General features: G+C 50.6%; 13 protein-coding genes. 9 read left to right on the top strand and 4 right to left on the bottom strand.

The genetic code is table 11. The features are described from left to right. Positions 1-68: 68 nt before the first annotated feature. From C2I18_RS21665 to C2I18_RS21695, 7 genes are all read left to right on the top strand, one after another. Positions 69-1,973: a sensor histidine kinase gene (locus C2I18_RS21665; RefSeq protein WP_481857829.1), complete on the top strand. Its 1,905-nt coding sequence runs from the start codon at positions 69-71 to the stop codon at positions 1,971-1,973. After that, positions 1,966-3,612, top strand: a complete 1,647-nt coding sequence (locus tag C2I18_RS21670; protein WP_249897801.1) for a response regulator transcription factor — start codon at positions 1,966-1,968, stop codon at positions 3,610-3,612. Before C2I18_RS21665 ends, C2I18_RS21670 begins: the two co-directional genes overlap by 8 nt. A 123-nt stretch (positions 3,613-3,735) precedes the next feature. Next, positions 3,736-5,058, top strand: coding sequence for a type 2 periplasmic-binding domain-containing protein (locus C2I18_RS21675; RefSeq protein WP_249897802.1), 1,323 nt, complete (start codon positions 3,736-3,738; stop codon positions 5,056-5,058). Positions 5,059-5,738: 680 nt separating this feature from the next. After that, positions 5,739-7,835: a glycoside hydrolase family 36 protein gene (locus C2I18_RS21680; RefSeq protein WP_249897803.1), complete on the top strand. Its 2,097-nt coding sequence runs from the start codon at positions 5,739-5,741 to the stop codon at positions 7,833-7,835. A 352-nt stretch (positions 7,836-8,187) separates the two neighbouring features. Then, positions 8,188-8,442: an AbrB/MazE/SpoVT family DNA-binding domain-containing protein gene (locus C2I18_RS21685; protein ID WP_020428768.1), complete on the top strand. Its 255-nt coding sequence runs from the start codon at positions 8,188-8,190 to the stop codon at positions 8,440-8,442. Between the two features lie 160 nt (positions 8,443-8,602). Continuing rightward, positions 8,603-9,292, top strand: a complete 690-nt coding sequence (locus C2I18_RS21690) for an HAD family hydrolase (protein ID WP_249897805.1) — start codon at positions 8,603-8,605, stop codon at positions 9,290-9,292. A gap of 313 nt (positions 9,293-9,605) precedes the next feature. Continuing rightward, a complete protein-coding gene (locus C2I18_RS21695) occupies positions 9,606-11,480 on the top strand; it encodes an LTA synthase family protein (protein WP_249897806.1) in 1,875 nt (624 codons plus the stop codon). A gap of 148 nt (positions 11,481-11,628) precedes the next feature. Here the strand turns inward: C2I18_RS21695 and C2I18_RS21700 are convergent, their stop codons facing one another. Further along, a complete protein-coding gene (locus tag C2I18_RS21700; protein WP_249897807.1) occupies positions 11,629-12,096 on the bottom strand; it encodes a MarR family winged helix-turn-helix transcriptional regulator in 468 nt (155 codons plus the stop codon). Positions 12,097-12,249: 153 nt separating this feature from the next. After that, a complete protein-coding gene (locus C2I18_RS21705) occupies positions 12,250-15,960 on the bottom strand; it encodes an S-layer homology domain-containing protein (RefSeq protein WP_249897809.1) in 3,711 nt (1,236 codons plus the stop codon). A gap of 338 nt (positions 15,961-16,298) precedes the next feature. On the opposite strand from C2I18_RS21705, the gene C2I18_RS21710 reads away from it, so the two are divergent. Together C2I18_RS21710 and C2I18_RS21715 are read left to right on the top strand one after the other, a co-directional pair. Then, on the top strand, positions 16,299-16,739 hold the full coding sequence (locus C2I18_RS21710) for a hypothetical protein (protein ID WP_249897810.1): 441 nt from the start codon (positions 16,299-16,301) through the stop codon (positions 16,737-16,739). 135 nt (positions 16,740-16,874) lie between these two features. After that, positions 16,875-17,282, top strand: a complete 408-nt coding sequence (locus C2I18_RS21715) for a hypothetical protein (protein ID WP_249897811.1) — start codon at positions 16,875-16,877, stop codon at positions 17,280-17,282. 492 nt (positions 17,283-17,774) lie between these two features. On the opposite strand, the gene C2I18_RS21720 is transcribed toward C2I18_RS21715, so the two are convergent. After that, complete coding sequence (locus C2I18_RS21720) at positions 17,775-18,905, bottom strand: YheC/YheD family endospore coat-associated protein (protein ID WP_249897812.1); 1,131 nt, start codon at positions 18,903-18,905, stop codon at positions 17,775-17,777. After that, on the bottom strand, positions 18,887-19,405 hold the full coding sequence (locus C2I18_RS21725) for a GNAT family N-acetyltransferase (RefSeq protein WP_249897813.1): 519 nt from the start codon (positions 19,403-19,405) through the stop codon (positions 18,887-18,889). Before C2I18_RS21725 ends, C2I18_RS21720 begins: the two co-directional genes overlap by 19 nt. Between the last annotated feature and the right edge of the window lie 12 nt (positions 19,406-19,417).

The following is a 19,417-nucleotide window of genomic DNA, read 5'->3' on the forward strand; positions in this document are numbered from 1 at the left end:
AATCCGGCAAAATGGCGGTAAGGACGTCAGGACAGAGCCGGATTTTTAGCCGTTGCAAGAAGAACATCATGCCCTGGACCAGGCAGAAAAGGAGACCGCCGAACTTGATCAAAACCACTCTGTACAAGCTGTTTGAGCCTTTGCTGGAGCGGATTTCCCGCCGGCTGGCCAACAAGCTGATCCTCCTGTTTACCATCATCATCATCCTGGTCGTGACCTCGCTGACGTTCATTTCTTATGGAATGCTGCGCAAGGAATCGGTCAATAACAGTATTGCCAGTACGGGCAACAACCTGCTGCTGGTGGGACGTAACCTGGAAAGTTATCTGGACGGTATCTCACAGCTGTCGCTGCCGCAGATCGCCTACGATGAGATCAATTACGCCATTATGCATGAATCAGAGGATTACGCTTCCAAAATGTACGTGGAGAATTATTTGCGCAATCTTTATTTTTCCCGGAACGACCTGGAGGCCATCTATCTGTATATCCTCAAGGAGCAGAAGTATTATTATGTCACGAACGAGAACTACAATATTACCGTCCGGGTGGTTGATCATCCTTCCATTGAGCATCTGACCTGGTACAAGCGGGCGCTGGAGAGTCCGTTCAACCGTTCTTATCAGTCTTTTGTGGGCGGGGCAGGTCCGGAACAAGGGGACAGTGCTGACTATCCGGTGAACAGGGATGAAAGCTTTATGGGCTATCACCGGATGCTGCGCTCCATTGTATCCCGGGAACCGCAGGCGGTATTGTCCCTGTACTTCAATTCCAGCGTAACCGATGAGATTATGAAGGATATCCCCTTCAGTCCCGGAGAGCATCTGATGTATGTCAGCCCGGATAACGAGCCGTTTGTTATTGATGACCACGAATTTTATGCAAGGACCGAGGAGGCGGAGCTGCTGAAAGAGCTGACTCCGGAGCGGAACGGACAATTTACATGGTCGGATGACGCCCAGAAATACCTGGTGATGTATGACATCAGCCAAAAGGAGGGCTGGAAGCTGATCAAGCCGATTCCCTACAGCAAAATTTATGAAGCAGCAACCAAGACCCGCCAGCTGAGCTACGGGATCGGCCTCCTGTTCCTGATGGTGTCGGTATTCCTGGTCAGCTTTACGTCCAACAAGATCACCAGTCCGCTCAAAAACCTGTCTTTGCAGATGAAACGCTTCAGTACAGGGGGCTTCGATGCCGAAGCGGCCGTTGTGGGCAAGGACGAGATTGCTTATCTGTCCCGCCACTTTAACAAAATGGTCGAGAACACGAATGAGCTGATCAACGAACGCTACAAAATGAAGATTGTCGAGAAAAATGCCGTGCTCAAAGCGCTTGAAGCGGAGATTAATCCGCATTTCTTATATAATGCGCTGCAGGCCATTTCCACCAAAGCGCTGAAGAACAATAATGACGATATCGTCGAGATGGTTGATAATCTGGCACTTACCTTGAGATACTGCATCAGCGGAAGGGATGTGGTGCAGGCCAGGGAAGAGCTGCGGCACATTGAGCGATATCTGGCGCTGCAGAAAGCCCGTTTCGGCAGCCGGATGCAGGTGATCTACAAGTGGGAGGAGAGTCTGATGGATCAGCGGATACCGAAGCTGTCTGTCCAGACGCTGGTGGAGAACTGCATCAAGCATGCCCTGGAAAAAGTATCACACACGGTAACCATTACGATTGAAGCCCATGTTACTGCTGAGGACACTGTCATTTCTGTCAAGGATGATGGGCCGGGCATCACACCGGAGCGGCTTGCACAGGTGCTTGCTTCACTTGAGGTACAGTGGGAAGATTTCGGTGAAGACACCGCAGGAGAAGGGGAACATGAGAGTATCGGGCTGAAAAATTTGAATACCCGTCTGAAGCTTCTCTACGGAGAAGAAGCGGGGCTGGACATCACCAGCGACGGGAAGGGTACAACAATGGACATGCGGCTGCCGCGGGGAGGTCAGGGACAACATGGTTAAAGTGCTGATAATTGATGATGAAGAGCCGCTGCGCGAGGCGATTAATATTCTGGGGGACTGGAAGGGCCTGGGAGTAGACCAGGTGCTGGAGGCGACAGACGGGGACATGGGCCTTGCCATGCTGCGTGAGCATAAAATCGACATTGCGCTTGTGGATATGAAAATGCCGGTGCTGAGCGGAAGCCAGCTGCTGCAGATTGCAGAAAAGGAGTTCCCGGAGCTGCTGCTGATCGTGATCAGCGGCTACAATGATTTTGAATATGCCCGTCAGGCCATCCGTTCAAAAGTGGTTGATTATCTGCTGAAGCCGGTGAACCGTGCAGATCTGAACAGCGCGCTACGCAAGGCTGCCGATCTGCTGGAGACAAGGCGCCAGAAAGAGAGCGAGTTCATTAACCGCAATAAAACGCTCAATATGTCACTGCCCAAGCTGAAGGAAAAAATGTACCAGTCCATCATTGAGCGGACCTTCAAAAACCAGTCCAATGAGGAATTTCTGCCGCTGATCGGTGCTGACACTCCGGGCAATTTCTTCACGGTGGGCATACTGCGGCTGCTGAATCTGGAGCAGGTGCGCAAGGAGCGGTTCCATGAGGACCGCGACCTGATGTATTTTGCCGTGACGAATGTTATCAATGAGAACAGCGGCGGGCAGTTCGAGGCGTTCAGCTTTGCCAGCTCCAGGGGCAACCGCGAGTTTACCGCTATTTTTACGATGAAGGGAAGCTATGGGGAGGATGCTGCGTTTCATTCCATGCATCATATGAAGAAGGCGGTGTCTACGCTCAAGGAACTGTTCGGCATCCGCTGCGTGGGGGGAATAGGAGCTGGCTATAGTGATGTAATGGACATTGCCCGGTCCTATGAGACTGCCAAGGCTTCAGTAGACGGCATTGACCTGCTGAGCCTGAAAAACGGCATGATTGCAGGCAGCAGACAATCAGAACCTCCATTAAGAGAAGTGCCATCTTTGACCGGCCGGATTCAGCTGATCCGCAGTGCGCTGGAGACCGGTAATACCGGTAACGCCAAAAGTATTGTAGGCGAGTTCATCCGCAAATGGGAAGCTGCCGGGTATTTCAGCCTGGGTGAAGCAGACCGGACCATTCAGGAGTTCATTATTCTGCTTGGCGACATCGCCAAGGAATTGAACGCCTTGCCTGATTCGCTAAGCAGCGGGAAAGAAAAGGGCCTTAAGGGGCTTGGAGTCAACGGGGATTTCTCTTCTTTCGGAGAATGGGAGGGTGTGCTCAGCCGCATTCTTGAAGTTTTTACCGGGGAAATCAGCAAGTCGCTTGCCGGAGACCGCAGCAGTGTACTGGAAAATATTAAAGCATACATTGATAACCATTATTTCGAGAATATTAAAATATCGATGTTCACGGAGAAGTATTTCCTGAGCCGAGAATACCTGATGAAGCTGTTCAAGGGCAAATACGGATGGGGTATCCACGAATATGTGCAAAAGGTAAGAATGGACAAGGCAAAGGCTCTGCTGTCTGACCCCGGGCTCAAAATTCAGGATATTTCTGAAATGCTCGGATACAAGGACAAAAACTATTTCAGCAAGGCGTTCCGTAATTACTACGACTGCTCACCTTCTGAATTCCGGATTCTTTTGTCAGGGGGAGAAAAGTGAAACGGTTACATTAGCCCACTTTTTTACCCTTATCAGTTCACTTATGTGCATTCTTATCCCTTTTCTTTTTATTTAGAATAACAGCATGACCACAAGGAAGCATGAGAAAAAGGGGGCAACAACATGTTAAAAAAATTCATGACAGTATCAACGAGCCTGCTGCTGGTCGGCGGTTTGCTGGCAGGCTGCGGCGGGAACAACAATAATGCCGCGAATAACACGGCGGGAACGAACGGAGAAGGGAATACTGCTGCAGATTCCGCAAAGCCGGTCACGATTAATATGTTCACCGCGTCTCCTGAATACACTGAAGCTTTCAATGCCTATATCGCCGAGTACAAAAAAGTGAAGCCGAACGTAACGATCAACCTGGAAATTATGCAGGCCGACTATAACACGGTGCTGAAATCGAAGATCGCTGCAGGCAGTACGCCTGACGTATTCCAGACCACTGCGGGCGGCGATATCGATACGTTTGCCGAATACAGTGCCGATCTGACGAACGAGCCGCTGGCTGAAGCGATGACTGATGCAGTCCGCTCCAATATGAGCTCCTCTGACGGTAAAGTGCTGGGCCTTCCGGTGAAAGGCAATCTGTTCGTCCTGATGTACAACAAAAAGCTGCTGTCTGACGCCGGGATTACCGAGGTTCCGAAGACAACTGCCGAGCTGGATGATGCCATCACCAAGCTGGAAGCCAAAGGAATTACGCCGTTCGCCAATGCCTACAAAGAGTGGTGGGTATGGAAGCATATCTTCCAGCACTTCGTGGATGCAGCGGCCATTGATGCCGGTACCGATGCCAAAACACTTGTAGCGGACTTCATCGCCGGTGAAACGACAATTAAAGAGCATCCTGCGCTGTACGATAACTTCTTCAACTTTATTGATACGACTGTAAAACATGGTACGGATAAGCCGCTGGAACGCGACAGCAACGCCCAAGTCAGTGACTTCGCCCTCGGCAAAGCCGCATTCATGACCGGTAAAGGCGCATGGGATGAGGAAGCGATCAAGAAAATTACGCCTGACTTTGACCTTGGCATCGCCGGCTATCCTGTCAGCGACAAGCCTGAGCAGTCGCAAATTATTACCGGTGCTGACCAGGCGCTGCGCATCAACAAGGATTCGGCTGTCGCTGCTGAGACGATTGAGTTCTTCAACTGGCTGTACACTTCGGACTACGGCAAAAACTGGTTCTCCACAGTAGCCAAAGTAATTCCGCCAATCAAAGACGCGCCAATGCCTGATCTGCAAATGCCGAAGGAAATGGAAGAAATCCTGAAGACCGAGAAATCGGGCGACCTGTCGGTGAACTACTCTCTGGATACATTCCACCAAAAATTCGGTGAGCTGATGCAGGCATACATCGGCGGCAGCAAGACGAAGGATCAGACGGTTGATGAAATTCAGAAGGCCTGGATCCAGTTCGGTTCTGCTGAGTAAAAGTTATTTAAAAGTAACCCGGGACGGACTCGAAGGTAATTATTTACCGGGAGCCGTCCCTTCTTTATGTAATGCCGATTTCAATCGGGTAGCATGGATGGCCTGCCGTAACTGCGGTGAAGGTTTGGACATCCGGCCGCTGTTATGTTTGGAGTTCCTCATTTAAACCGCTGTCCGCGGTAGAAATCCAAACATAGCTATGCTTTCGAAGGAAGCTTTCCTGGGAAAAGCTTTCAGACGGACGCGTTCGGTCCTACAGTTCCAAACTTCCCCCCGGTTACTTTTTCACTGCTTAAGGTGCAGATTAAGCGTGTACAAGTTAACCGAGGTGGAATTTCTCCATCTAGATCTCCGGAAAATACCGGTATTGCAATATTAGCAGGAAAAACTCCATTTAAAACTGCTGAAATGATCTCAAAAGGCTACTATCCGTCGAAATAAATGGAGAATTTCCAACTAAAGTTCATGAATGATAAAAAAGAACCGGATTAAGTGGAGAAAATCCAACTAAGCCCTGCGGCCTCCTCGATACAGCAGACTTTACCGCCGCCTGTACGATTCCAGTAGACGTTATCAGAAAAATACAGCGGTTTTATATGCAATCTGTATAGTTACTTAACCCGACCCTAAAAATTATAATGAGGATAGACACTATCATCCGTCAGGAGGCCATAGAACACATGGAGAGCAGAATCATAGATATCGCAGAAAACGGACTTTATCTTACGATCGAAATTTCGGAGGAGCAGGATATACGGCTGCTGCATTTTGGAGCGGCGCCGCTTGCGGCGGAGGACATTGCGGAGAAGAACAAGCCGGGGTTCCGGCTGCTGGAGCTGCAGCTGTCAGGCGAAGACCGCGCGGAATATCACGGGCGCACCCACCGTGCTTCCTATCCGGGGCTGCGGATGGTTTACGGAGGGCACAAGGATACGGTGAATGCGCTTGGCCGGAAGCTGGAGCTGACTCTAACCGATCCGGTGAGCGGTATTAAGGCGGTGCAGCATTTTCAGTTCTATCAAGGGGTCCAAATGGTCCGAGCCTGGACGGTACTCAGCAACGAAGGCACAGAAGAGGCTGCTGTGGAGTATATTTCTTCTTTTGCGCTTACAGGCGTGGACAAAGAGGGCAGCAGCGACCGGGGAGATAAAATAGAGGTCAGCCTGGCTCACAGCGGATGGCAGAGTGAGCTGCAGTGGCGGACCTACAGCCTGCCGGAGCTGGGGATGTACCATCTGGCAGACCGCGGGTCGAAGCGGATTGCCGCCAGCAATACCGGCTCCTGGTCGGCAGCCGAGCTGCTGCCGATGGCAGTGCTGCATAACAAGGAGAACGGGACAAGCCTGTTCTGGCAGATTGAACATAACGGTTCTTGGCACTGGGAGCTGACCGATCAATATGATCAGCTGACACTGCTGGCCAGCGGGCCGACAGAGCATGACAATCATTGGTGGATAAAGCTTGCGCCGGGAGAAGAATTCACTTCTGTTCCGGTTGCAGCAGGTTCGGTACAGGGCGGATTCGAACAGGCTGCGGGGCAGCTGACAGCCTACCGCCGCCTGATCCGCAGGCCGAATGAGGATAATGAGCTGCTGCGGATTATCTTTAATGATTATATGAATTGCCTGTGGGGAAGCCCGACCACAGAGAAGCTGCTGCCGTTAATCGAGGCAGCGGCGGATGTGGGCTGTGAATACTTCTGTATTGATGCCGGCTGGTATGCGCCCGGAGAGTGGTGGGATGGTGTAGGCCAGTGGGAGCCTTCCTTGGAGCGGTTCCCGGAAGGGATCAAATATGTGCTGGACTACATCCGCAGCAAAGGGATGATCCCGGGGCTGTGGCTGGAACTTGAAGTGATGGGCATCAACAGTCCGAAGCTGGCGGACACGGATGACAGCTGGTTCTTCATGCGCCACGGCAAGCGTGTCAAGGACCGCAGCCGCTACCAGCTGGATTACCGCAATCCGAAGGTGATAGAGCATGCGGACGGCGTTATTGCCCGGCTCGTAGAGGAGTACGGGGTTGGATACATCAAGATGGACTACAACATTAATGCGGGTATCGGAACAGAAACGGCTGCTGACAGCTTCGGGGACGGACTGCTGCAGCATAACCGGGCCTATCTGGGCTGGCTGGACAGCATTTTTGCCCGCTATCCGGATCTGGTGATCGAGAACTGCTCCAGCGGCGGCATGCGGATGGACTATGCGATGCTCAGCCGGCACAGCATCCAGTCCACGAGCGATCAGGAGGACTACGTTCAATATGCGGCCATCGCCGCAGGATCTCCGGCGGCACTGACGCCGGAACAGTCGGCAGTATGGTCCTATCCGCTGCGTGAAGGCGATGATGAGGAAGTAATCTTCAATATGGTCAACGCGCTGCTGCTCCGCGTGCATCAGAGCGGACATCTGGCAGAGCTTGAGCCCCGCCGCAGGGAGCTGGTGAAGGAAGCGCTGGATTACTATAAGAGTATCCGTGCCCATATTCCGCAGGCGATGCCGTTCTGGCCGCTGGGTCTGCCGGACAGCCGGGGACAATGGGTCAGCTTCGGACTCCGCCATAACAATATCAGTTACCTCGCAGTATGGCGGATTGACGGCGAGGAGAGCGGAATCACCCTGCCTCTGCCTGAACTGAAAGGCAAGCAGGTTCATGTCAGCTGTGCCTATCCGCAGCAGCACGGCTCCTCCTGGAGCTGGGACGAGGCTGAAGGTACACTTAAGGCAGAGATTCCCGCCGGAAGAACTGCCCGCCTGTTTGAAATTCAATCCTAGAAAAGTTTACCCTCCACAATGGGAAGAGGACAGCCTCTAACAATTGCGGAGGGTGTTTTTTTTGCAAAGGGATGCAGCTCTATCAAATATTGAAACAAAATATTAAAAATAAAGTACTGTCAATTTGAAAGAAAATTGGATAAAATAGTTTTTAGGCTATTTTGTCGAATTTGCTCTAAACAATGTCGAATAATTTGTCGATAAATATCAAATGATGTAGAAATAAATTTGACAGGAAAGAAATAGCACTTTAAAATGCAAATATGAGATAATCATTCCTACTATTTAGAAGCATTGATAGCTTTTAACTCAATGATTATATAAGTGTTCATTTCAAGGGAGGAAACATAAAATGAAAGCAACAGGTATTGTAAGAAAAGTAGATGAACTGGGACGTATCGTAATTCCGATTGAGCTGCGCAGAACAATGGGAATTGATATCAAAGACCCTTTGGAGATTTTTGTCGACGGTGAAAAAATTATTCTCAGAAAATATGAGCCAACCTGCATCTTCTCCGGAAGCGCGGAAAACCTCATTAACTTTAAAGGTAAAATGGTCAGCAAAGATGTTCTTGATGAACTGATCGCCAGCTTCGACCGCGTATAATATCTGCACAATAAGAACGGCAGTGCTTAAGCTTTGGGCTTAGGACTGCCGTTTTTTTTATATGGCTGCAGTTAGCGGCAACCTGCTCTGAATAGACAATATACACTGATTTCCTATATCATAAGGCATGCAGAACAATTCTGAAGGGATGGGTCACATCATGAATAATGCACTACCGAAGCTGAAAAAACCGGAAGCGATTGTATTTGATATGGATGGAACGCTGTTCCAGACGGAAAGCCTGTTGCTGCCCGCATACCATAAAATGTTCGATATTCTGCGCGAGGAAGGACTGCATTCCGGACCTACGCCTCCGGAGGAGCTGATCCTTGGCAGCCTCGGCCAGCTGCTGGCGCAAATCTGGCATAATGTAATGCCGGAAGCGGATGAAGCGGTGCACCGCCGGGCTGACGAGCTGCTGCTGAAGCTGGAGATTGAAGGGCTGGAAGCAGGAGGCACGCTGCTGTATCCGCAGGTTGTCGAGACGCTGGCCGCGCTGCATGAGCGGGGAGTAAGGCTGTTCGTCGCCAGCAACGGGCTGGAAGACTATATTCACAGCATTGTAGTTGTACATGAGCTCAAAGAATTGTTCGAAGGCCTTTACAGCGCAGGCGGACAGGGCACCGCGACCAAAACGGAGCTGCTGCGCATCCTGCTGGACAATCACGGCATCAGCGATGCCTGGATGGTTGGTGACCGCTCCTCTGATGTGGAGGCCGGTAAAGGCAACAACCAGACCGTAATCGGCTGTGCTTATGCAGGCTTTGGTAAGCAGGAAGAGCTGAAAGGCTCGGATGTCATCATTACTGCTTTTGATGAGCTGATTGCACTGTATGACAATGCGGAATAATTTCTGTTCCTGTTACTTGAAGAAAATTACCCTGCTCAAGCTGTCTTCCGGTAGGCTGACAGGCCATTTGCCCTTGCTCCGCTGCCAAGCGGACTTGGGCTTTTTTATGCGCTCCACCGGACGGATACCGGCAGCGGCTGAGCATTTTAACCGTTAAAAATTTAGGTTGATAACCTATCTATTTTGTGGTTTAATGCTCTAGTACAGTTGCTGCAGGCATATCATATCAGGCCGGGATTTTAGTGCTGCTTCCATATGAAAACAAACTGGAATCTTTCAGAAATTTCCGGGAGTACAGCAAGGAGGAAAAGTAATGAGCATCAAGAGCATCAAACCGGGCATTGTCCAAAATTTAAATAAGCCTATCATTCTATTCAGTATCATCCTGCTGATTAAGAGTGCGGTGGCATGGTTTGTCGTATTCAGCGACGGTCCGAACTGGAGTATGGTTTTAACGGAAATCCCGTTTTTTATGATCGTATTCAGTCTGATCGAATGGCTGGCATCCAAGCGGAAAATTCTGTATTACATGATAGCCAACCTGTTTATTACAGTGATCTATTTTGCCGTCCTGATGTACTACAAATACTACGGGGTAATCGCTACTTATCATGCCCTGCAGCAGGCGGATAAGGTCACCAAGGTCGGGGAAAGCACGTATTCGCTGATAACGCCGTATTATCTGTTTATTTTTGTAGACATCGTATGCTTCCTGTTCTTTATGTTCCGCCCGAAATACATTGCAAAATGGAAAGCAAGAGGTACAGTCCGCATGAGCCGTCCGGCATTGATTGCCGTTTCCGCAGTTTCATTCGGGCTATGCATCTTCAACATCTGGCCGAACCATGCCAGCATGAATGAGATTAAGAAGGCGGAGAGCATGGGGATTCTGAACTACGAGGTCTATACACTTTTTGCCGACACCACTGAGGAAGAAGAAATGATCGGCAGCAAAGAGATTACCCAGCAGGCTGTTAATGAAGCCAAAGGAATTGCCGAGCCGGCTGTGCCGCAATACTTTGGCGTTGATAAGGGCAAAAACCTGATCGTGGTGCAGATGGAATCGTTCCAGAATTTCCTGATCGGCCTGACCCTTGACGGACAGGAAATCACGCCTAACCTCAACAAGCTGGTCCGTGAAAATACGTATTTCAGCAATTTTTATACCAATGCGGGCCAGGGAACGACGTCGGATGCCGAATTTGCGGTGAACACCTCGTTCTATGCGCCCAAAAATGAGCCGGCCACTTCATCCGATTATATGAAAAAAGCCGTGCCGAGTCTGCCGAGACTGCTGTCTGCGAACGGGTACACTACGGCAACCTTCCATACGAACAGTGTGGAGTTCTGGAACCGCAAGGCGCTGTATCCGGCAATCGGCTTTGACAAATATTATGACCAGTCCTTCTTCGGCACGGAGGATCAGATCGCTTTCGGTTCTTCGGATGAAGTATTGTACGCCAAAACCGGCCCACGGCTCGCTGCCATGGATGCGGAGGATCAGCCTTTTTATGCAATGGTGATCTCGATGAGCGCACATCACCCCTACCATATTCCGGAAGACAAGTATAAGATGGTGCTGCCTGAAGGGTATGAGGGAACACTGTTAGGGAACTATATACGCGCCCAGAATTATGCCGACTATGCCATGGGCCAATTCCTGGAGGAGCTGAAGGCCAGCGGAGTATGGGATGACAGCCTCGTCGTATTCTACGGCGACCATCAGGGTGTACCGGTGTACACGCTTGACAGTGATGAAAAAGAACGGATTAACGGACTGGTCGGCCATGAATACGGCTATACCGACATGTTCAATATTCCGTTTATCGTCCATTCGCCGGGTGGGGCACTGCCTGTAGAGATCGACCGCACAGGCGCGCAGGTGGATATCCTGCCTACGGTCGCTAACCTGCTTGGTGTCTCGGCTGAGAACCAGCTCCACTTTGGAGAGGACTTGCTGAACCAGCAGAACAATCTGCTCCCTACGCGGCATTTTCTGCCGAGCGGGTCTTTTATCAATGATGAGAGCATCTATGTAACGGGCGCAGGATATGCCGACGGCAGCAATTACAGCCTGAAGGATAATTCCATTACAGCGGACGGATCCACGGAAGCGCAGTTTACAGCAGCACAGCGTCTGCTTAACATGTCCAACAGCTATCTGTTACAGCTGCCGGACCGGCCTTAAAAACATGAACACAAAGTATAGGCTGCGAACCTGTGCTTTGTGTTTTTTTGCGGAAAAAGAAGTGAATTATGGGATAGGGATGATTGTACAGAGAGGAAAGATTGGCAATGGATAAGAGGAAGGAGGCTGGTAGACGGAGTTTGAGATTCTATTGGCTATCCTGCTGGCTGCCCAGCTGTTCAAAATAGGCATGGACCCCGTTCAGCAGCCCGATCAGCGTATCGCTTTGCTCTTTGCCGAGGTAATCAATCATGCCTTTGAAGGTTTCATGTATTTTGTCGATCGCCTTGTCGGCCAGCACTTCGCCCTTGGCAGTCAGCATAATCCCGCTGATTCTCCGGTCCTGGGCATCACTGGTGCGGATCACAAACCCTTGGGCGAGCAGGCCGTTTACCATTTGCGTCACCGTAGGAGAAGTAACCTTCAGCAGCCTGCTGAGGTCTGAGACTGTCAGTATATTTGCCGGGTCCCGTTTATTGCTTAACCGGATCGTGATAAGTACGCGTATCTCACTGGGCTTCAGGCCGGACATCGTCGTCTTTTGCCAGTTCATCCTGGAGAATTGCTGGAATGCCCCCATCAATTCTTCCACATTGTCATACCTGTTGTCGTTCATGGGTACACCTCGTAGCTAAGTTATTGCTCTTATTATAGCCCAGCGGATGGGGAAAAAGAAATGTGGAGCGGATAGCAGGGGCTCCGCAAAAAGAAAACAAGACGATCTGCCCGGACTTCTTCCGGGGACCGTCTTGTTTAATTATTTGAATGCTCAGTCCCGGGAGGCCGCCTCAATATCGTTATAGGCCCAATGGGAGGTGCTTACATCCCTCCAGGCCGGGCTTCCGGTAATCTTGGACGTGTCCAGATTGAACAGATTGTTCAGGACAGTGACCGCTTCGGCCCGGGTCGTCATCTGCCCCGGACGGAAGGTGCCGTCGCTGTAGCCTTGCATCAGGCCCGCGGCTTGAACCGCAGCAATTTCATTGGCTGCCCAGTGACCGGAGGTGTCAGTATAGGCTTGGGCTGCAGCTGTGCCCGGCTGCAGCTGTGCATATCTGGCCGCAATGGTGGCGAGTTGCGCCCGGGTAATTTCCTGTCCGGGGTTAAAGCTGCCGTTGGTATCGCCAATCATCAGCCCTTGTCCGGTAACGAGGGAGATGGAATCCCCTGCCCAATGCCCCTGTGAGACATCGGGATAAGCTGCTGCTGCTGCTTGAGGCTGTCCATTAGATTGAAGCAGACGCGCCAGCATGGCAGCCATCTGTGCCCGGGTCACTCCGGCTTCCGGGCGGAATGTACCGTCCGGGAAGCCGTTGATATAGCTGCTGCCTGGGACAGAAGGGGCCGTACTGCCTGTAAGCTGGCTGCTTACATTCACCCCCTGCCATTGCAGCAGGGCAAAGATGGTAGAAGGACCGGCTGTAAAGTTAATGCCTGCCGTGCTGTTTCCTGCTGGAACAGGGGAGGCAGCAACAAGCTTAATGTTATTGTCCTGTTCCACATAGACGGCCAGCGAATTCAGGAAGGCCTCTCTTTGTACCGCATCATCCGGTACGCTGATACCGGCCAGCGGCAGGGTCACTGCCACTTCACCGCTGCTTGAGATATTGGTTTCGATCTCTACCGGAGTGGCAATGACCGACGGTTGAAGCTGATTCGAGACAGATTGTACCACCTGTGTCTGCAGTGCTCTTTGACGAACAGCTTCCCGCTGCTGCTGGTCTTTGACCGGGGTGAAACGGAAATACAGGTCGTTGCTCCCAGCCGCCAGCGTTTCAGCGGCTACTTCAGTTTCGATATAGCTGGTGGCAATGCCAAGATCCAGTCCGGCCTGCTTGATGAGCTGAAGCGAGGCCGCAGGGAGCTGCACGTTCAGTGCACCAGCCTGATTCCGGGCGTCGGCAACGGCAATCCGCAATGCAGTTCCTCCGGTATTGGTGGTCTTGGTTACCGCCTCCAGGGTTTTATCTGCCGGAAGGGTAAGCGTGTCAGTAGTTACTCCATTATTGACGGCCCGTTCCACATTCACGGTTATTGTCCAGTCGCCCAAGGATGCGGTGGCAGGAGCCGGGGTCGCTGCAGCTGCCGGTGCAGCAGCAGTGGTGCCTCCGCCCGAAGCACTCGTCGGAGCCGTAGTCGGCGCAGTTGTCGGAGCCGCAGTCGGCTCGGTCGTTGGAGCCGCAGTCGGCTCGGTTGTCGGAACCGCAGTCGGCTCGGTCGTTGGAGCCGCAGTCGGCTCGGTTGTCGGAGCCGCAGTCGGTTCGGTCGTTGGAGCCGCAGTCGGTTCGGTCGTTGGAGCCGCAGTCGGTTCGGTCGTTGGAGCCGCAGTCGGCTCGGTATCCGGAGTAGCGGTTGGAGTCACTGTTGGTTCTGGTACCGGTGTAGCTGTCGGTTCCGGCAATTTAGGGATGGTGACATTACCAACAGTGAACCGGTAACCCGTTGCTGTAACCGAAACTGTATAGGTTTCACCCTCAGCAAGAGCTGCGCTCACCTGATAAGTCAGCCCGCCGTTTGTTTCCGTTACACTGTCCACTGTGACGCCGCCGCTGAGGGTGAAGTCGCCAGCTGTCAATCCCGGCACAGCCTGATCCAGTGTAACGGTGAAGCCGGCCTTGCTGATTTTGTCAATGGTTCCGGCTACCGGTTCAACAGGACGGGAGGTTAGCACCAGACCTCCTTCACCCAATGCTATAAAACGGCCGTTAAAGAATTTAATATTTTCCACCGTTCCATGATTGCCAAGGGGGTAAGGGCTCCAGGAAATTCCATCCGGAGAGCTGTACCAGTCAACCCCCATGGTGCTGCCCAGAAAAATATCGCCCGAATAGGCCACTCTTAAAGGAATAAACTCCGTAGATTCGAACTCGAAATGAGTCCAGTTCCGGCCGTCAGTTGAGGTATATCCGTACCCCACTTCGCTGCCTTCTTCGTCACCCTCATCGCCAAGTGTTACACCAAACATATAATATTTACCGTTACCGTGTACCATTTTCAGCGGAAAGAACAGTTCCGGGAGTTCATCAAGCACCGCATTATGCCAGTTGACTGCATCTTCCGAATACATCAGACTGTTCATCGTTCCTGCGATAAACTGCCCGTCTGCAAATTCAATGACACCGGGATTAGTCATTGACTGTTCTGTCCAGGTACGGCCTAAGTCCTTCGAGGTTAAAATAAGATCAGAGTTGGAGCTTGACATAACCAGTGTCCCGTTCCCGTAGACCAGACCTGTCGGGTAAAGACCGTACAAAGATGGCGAATTCCTTATTTCCCACTGTATACCATCTGTTGAGACGGCGAACGTACGATTGCCGTAAGCGATAAAATGATTGTCTGCAAATATGACTTGTTTGATTTCTTCCTGCTCAAGAGAGAAGGGGATTTCCTTCCAGTTGGTTAAATCCGTGGATACAGCAATATAATTCATTTCATCCCCTTCACCCACAGCTACATAAGTACCGTTTCCGTAAGCGAAATCCGATAAAACCGGCAGCGTCTTGGTCCACTCGGTACCGTCCAAAGTAACGGATATTCCATAAGTTCCTACGGCAACCAATCTGTCTGCAACCGCAACTGTAGCCGTATAATTGTTGATACTGTGGTACTGCTTTTGCCAATTGGAGATCTCTTCATCCCCAGTAGGTGAAGTGTATAACGGGTAGTTAAATATGAAATAATTTCCTTTAAAGTAAGCGTACTCCGTATACTCATAGCCCACTTGAATGGCCTTCCATTCCGCAGAACCGGCATCTGCCGAAATCAGTGTTTGTTCGTCTTGCGTTAGCGCGTAAAACCGGTCATGCACATAAGTAACCGAAGTTATGACTGTAGGATTTTGCGAAGGATGAATTACATTTCTTGACCATGGTCCCGACACACTTGAGGCAACCAGAATAGAACGGTCGGAAGTGCTGTGGGAAATGGCATACATCCCGTTTCCGTACGTAATCCCCGTAAAGTCGTCTGTCAGCGTGTCTCCGCCGGAAGTCCGTACAGGCGTTTGGGTCCAGGATAACCCGTCAGAAGAGGTTAGCATGACTCCCGCATCTCCAACTGCTATAAATTGCCCCTCAATAAACCGGACATCTCTTAACTCGGAAGTCACCCCGGAAGCGGCAGGTGTCCAATGTTCCCCGTTCGTTGAGGTTTGAATGAGACCATCATTCCGGACCAGTACAAACCTGTTATTTCCGTAAGCGGCCCCGTTAAAAGTAACCATTGGATCATACTCTGACACAGAGTCCGATTCCCAGTGAAATCCGTCTTCGGACCGTGCGATGTTACCAAAAGTACCGGCTGCAACAAAGGTTCCTTGCCCGTAAGCTACAGCCATGTATCCATGATTCTGTACCCCCTTATTGCCCTCAAAAAAGATACCGGGATCATAAAGCGCACTTGCAGACTGTAGAGGCCATGAGCCTGCCAACAGCACCGCGACCAGGAAGGTTACCAAGCCTTGTTTTAGTGATCGATACATCTGTTCATCTCCTTGTCACTGATATGTAGTCCTGCAGTCTGACACATATCAAGAACTACCCAAGAGGAATACCGGTCCCTACATAATTAAGGCTTTAAAAGTTTGAAGGAGGCTTTAAAAGTTTAAAGTAAACATTTAAAATACATTAAAACTCAAGCGCGAAGCGGATTTTTAAAGAGTTAAGAACAGGCCGGTGAAAAATAAAACAGTCCAGCTAATGTACAAATAATATACATTAATGTAAGAAATAAACCGATGGAAGGTATAGGGGGATTATTAATAGGGGAGTGATTGAGCGGTAGCACTATTTGTGTTCCAGCGAAGGAGTGTTATTACTGATGAAGCGTGATAAAGAACTGTACCCAAAAGGAGTGATACTCCGGTTTGGAACCGTTGCATTGAACCATTTATTTATCATTTATATCTTGGATATAAAAATGGGAGAAGCCGCAGGAATACTTGAGTGGTTGATTGCTTATTTCTGTCCGGTTATTTTAATATGCACAACCTGTTCAATGGCTCTAAAAATGAAAAAAATCAGGTGTGATGTGCTCTGGATGATTTGCAGTCTTTTGCCGGTTACCGGAGTTTTATACAATCTAAAACAGCTGAGTGAACATAAAGGTACAGAACCGGGTATTGTAGATCTTAGTCATCTTGATCTGGAGTTAATTGATGGCCAGATTGTTTGGTTATTCTTTTTTCCGTTAGCATTCTCGATGATTCAAATAATGTTAATGTTTGGATTATGGATATTGAGAGTAACCAGGGAAGAGTGAGAGAGCGGGAGGAAATTTGGGGTGTCCACAAGATAGCTATTGATTACAAATGTTCATCGGATTAGAAATTGTGGGTCACGGTTTTGTCCAATAGTGAGGTGTAGATGAAAACTGAAAGGTAAATTCATAACCAGGATGCAAGCGATTTTACAAGTTGGATTCATTGTCGCAATACATATATTTTTTATCTTTTTACTGGATTTAAAAAAAGGAATATGGGAGCAGGAGACGCTGAAGCAAGCATTCTTAATATATTCTGTGCTGGCATTTTTACTTTACATATCTTGCAGGATGTCACTAGTCACAAGGAAGCCAAGTTATAATGTGCTTTGGTTTTGTGTGAGTACTATTCCTAGTACCGGCTTTCTGTTTCTTCTTTTTAAAAACACAGGGGATGACGCCGCTGAGTTTGGTTTTGTTGATATGAAATTTGACAGCGGTGTTATCGAATTGGTAGTCATTTTTCCTTTCATATTTTTTATAGTTCAGTTCCTTCTTATTATTGCACTATGGGTATTGAAAATTCCGGAGGATAAAGGATGAAACCGCTCAAGACAGCGATCCTAGCCGTTCTTTGTGTATCATTAGTTGTCGGATTGCATCTAATCTTAATTTGTTTTCTTGATATAAGAGTAGAAGGCCGGGATACAGAATTCATAAAAGAAATAAGCAAGGTGTACTTTTTGCCGCTCTTGTTGTGCTTTATCAATTGTTATATGTGTATAGAGACCAAAAGGGTAAAGTACCATGTCACTTGGTTTTTGGTGTCTACGATCCCAAGCGGTCTGCTCCTGTTATTTATCAAAGGGATACAAAATACCGGGGAGGAAGAAGTTAGAGGTTTTGTTACTATTGAATTTTTTCCGAGGTATCTTCTGGAAATGCTTTATCTGCTCCCTGGAAGCATAGGAATAACACAGTTTATTTTGTTGATATATTATCTGATTACATTAAGAAAAAAGTAGTGTCCAGCACTTACACAAACAACCGCCCCTCCGACTAATGAGCGGAAGAAGCGGTTGTTTTTTTTATGTTCTATTCCTCCGCAGCCTTCACCGGAGCAGGCGCATTCTTGTTTTTGTACACCCACATCGCGTACTCCAGCGGGCGCAGCAGGGCTTTGCGGTAGGTGCCGCTGTCGCCGGAGCGGGCGAATACTTCGCGGGCCGGCTTGGGGTTGACTTCCAGCACGAAGATTCTGCCTTCCCGGTCGATGGCAAGGTCCAGTGCCAGCTCGCACAGGGTACCGAAGCTCTCCTCCAGAAAAGCGGCGGCATCGAGCCCCAGCTTCTCGGCGGCTTTCATCGCCTTGGCTGCTTTTTCTTCACTGCCCAGCCACTCCTTGAGCAGCTTCTCCGCGCGGACCGCATGCCCGCCGCCGTGCAGGTTGGAGGTGACACTCCGTGCGGCTCCAACCCGTCCGGCCATCCCGGTCAGCTCCCAGACGCCCTGGCCATTCTTCTGCACGAGCATGCGGTAGTCGTGAAAACGTCCGCCGGGCAGACGCAGCGGGATACCCTGCTGAACCAGGAACTTCCCGCCGATGCACCACTGCCGGACAATGGAATCCAGCCGGGTCAGCGATACTTTCCGCGGGGTGATGATCTGCCGGTTCTGGCGGCGCCCCTGGATATCGAAGGAGCTGTGGCCGTCTTTGATCCGCTCAATCCGCAGGATCCCGCGGCCTCCTGTGCCGTTGATCGGCTTAACATAAACCACGGGACTGATTTTTAGCATCCGCTGCAGGTCCGCAGAGGACTGGTACAGAACGGTTGCCGGCATATGCTGGCGGAACCGGCTCTTTTGCGAAAAGGTCTGATGTATCGTCCATTTATTGCGCAGCGGCCGGTTCAGGAAGGTAAGGTGATTATAGCGGGAGCGGAAGGTCAGCAGCTGCTGAAAACGCTGGCTGCGCTGGATCCGGCAGCGGTCGTAGATCATGTCGGGGAACTTCCGCCATTTGCGTGACCACTTGCCGCTCCCGGTGTCATAGACCAGCGCATGGATCAGCTCTTTGCCGGCATGGACATCAGCGGGGGTAAACACAAAGATATCCAGTCCTATTTTGCCGCCTTCAATGATCATCTTCCGGTATACGGTTTTCTCTTCCAGCTGCTTTGCGTCGTTCAGGTACAGGGTGAGGATGCCTAAGACGGGTTCTGGCACAGGAAATCACCTTCTTGTGGAAGATTTGCAGGGCGCTCAGCCCTCTGCAGCGACGCCATCAGCAGTGTGGGCTTGCCTGTAGGGCCGTTCTTCAGCTCCACAGCGGCAAGCCCGGTATTGAAGCACATTTTCAGGCTGGAGGTGTTGTCGGCAGCAACGCTGCATGTAAGCCGGCCGAGACGTTCGAGCTGCCTGGAGAGCAGCGCGGTGCCTATGTGCTTCCTCCGGTACAAAGGGTGCACGGCAACCAGGCAGGCCTCTTCGCCGAAGCCGGACACGAAGCTGACGCCGGCCAGCTGGCGGCCGTTCTGGCCGCGTACAGTGGCGACGAGCAGCGAAGTGCCCGGCTGACCGAGCTGCTCCGGCGTCAGAGAGGCCAGCACCCTGCATCCGCGGAGCGTAATCCGCCGCTCCCCGTGTTCCCTCACAAATTTCAGCAGTCCGGACAGCCTGGCATTCCACTGCTCCGGGTTGCAGTCATAAATAGAGGATATCTGCATGGTGTCACTTCC

The organism is Paenibacillus sp. PK3_47 (assembly GCF_023520895.1).
Taxonomy (GTDB): domain Bacteria; phylum Bacillota; class Bacilli; order Paenibacillales; family Paenibacillaceae; genus Paenibacillus_AQ.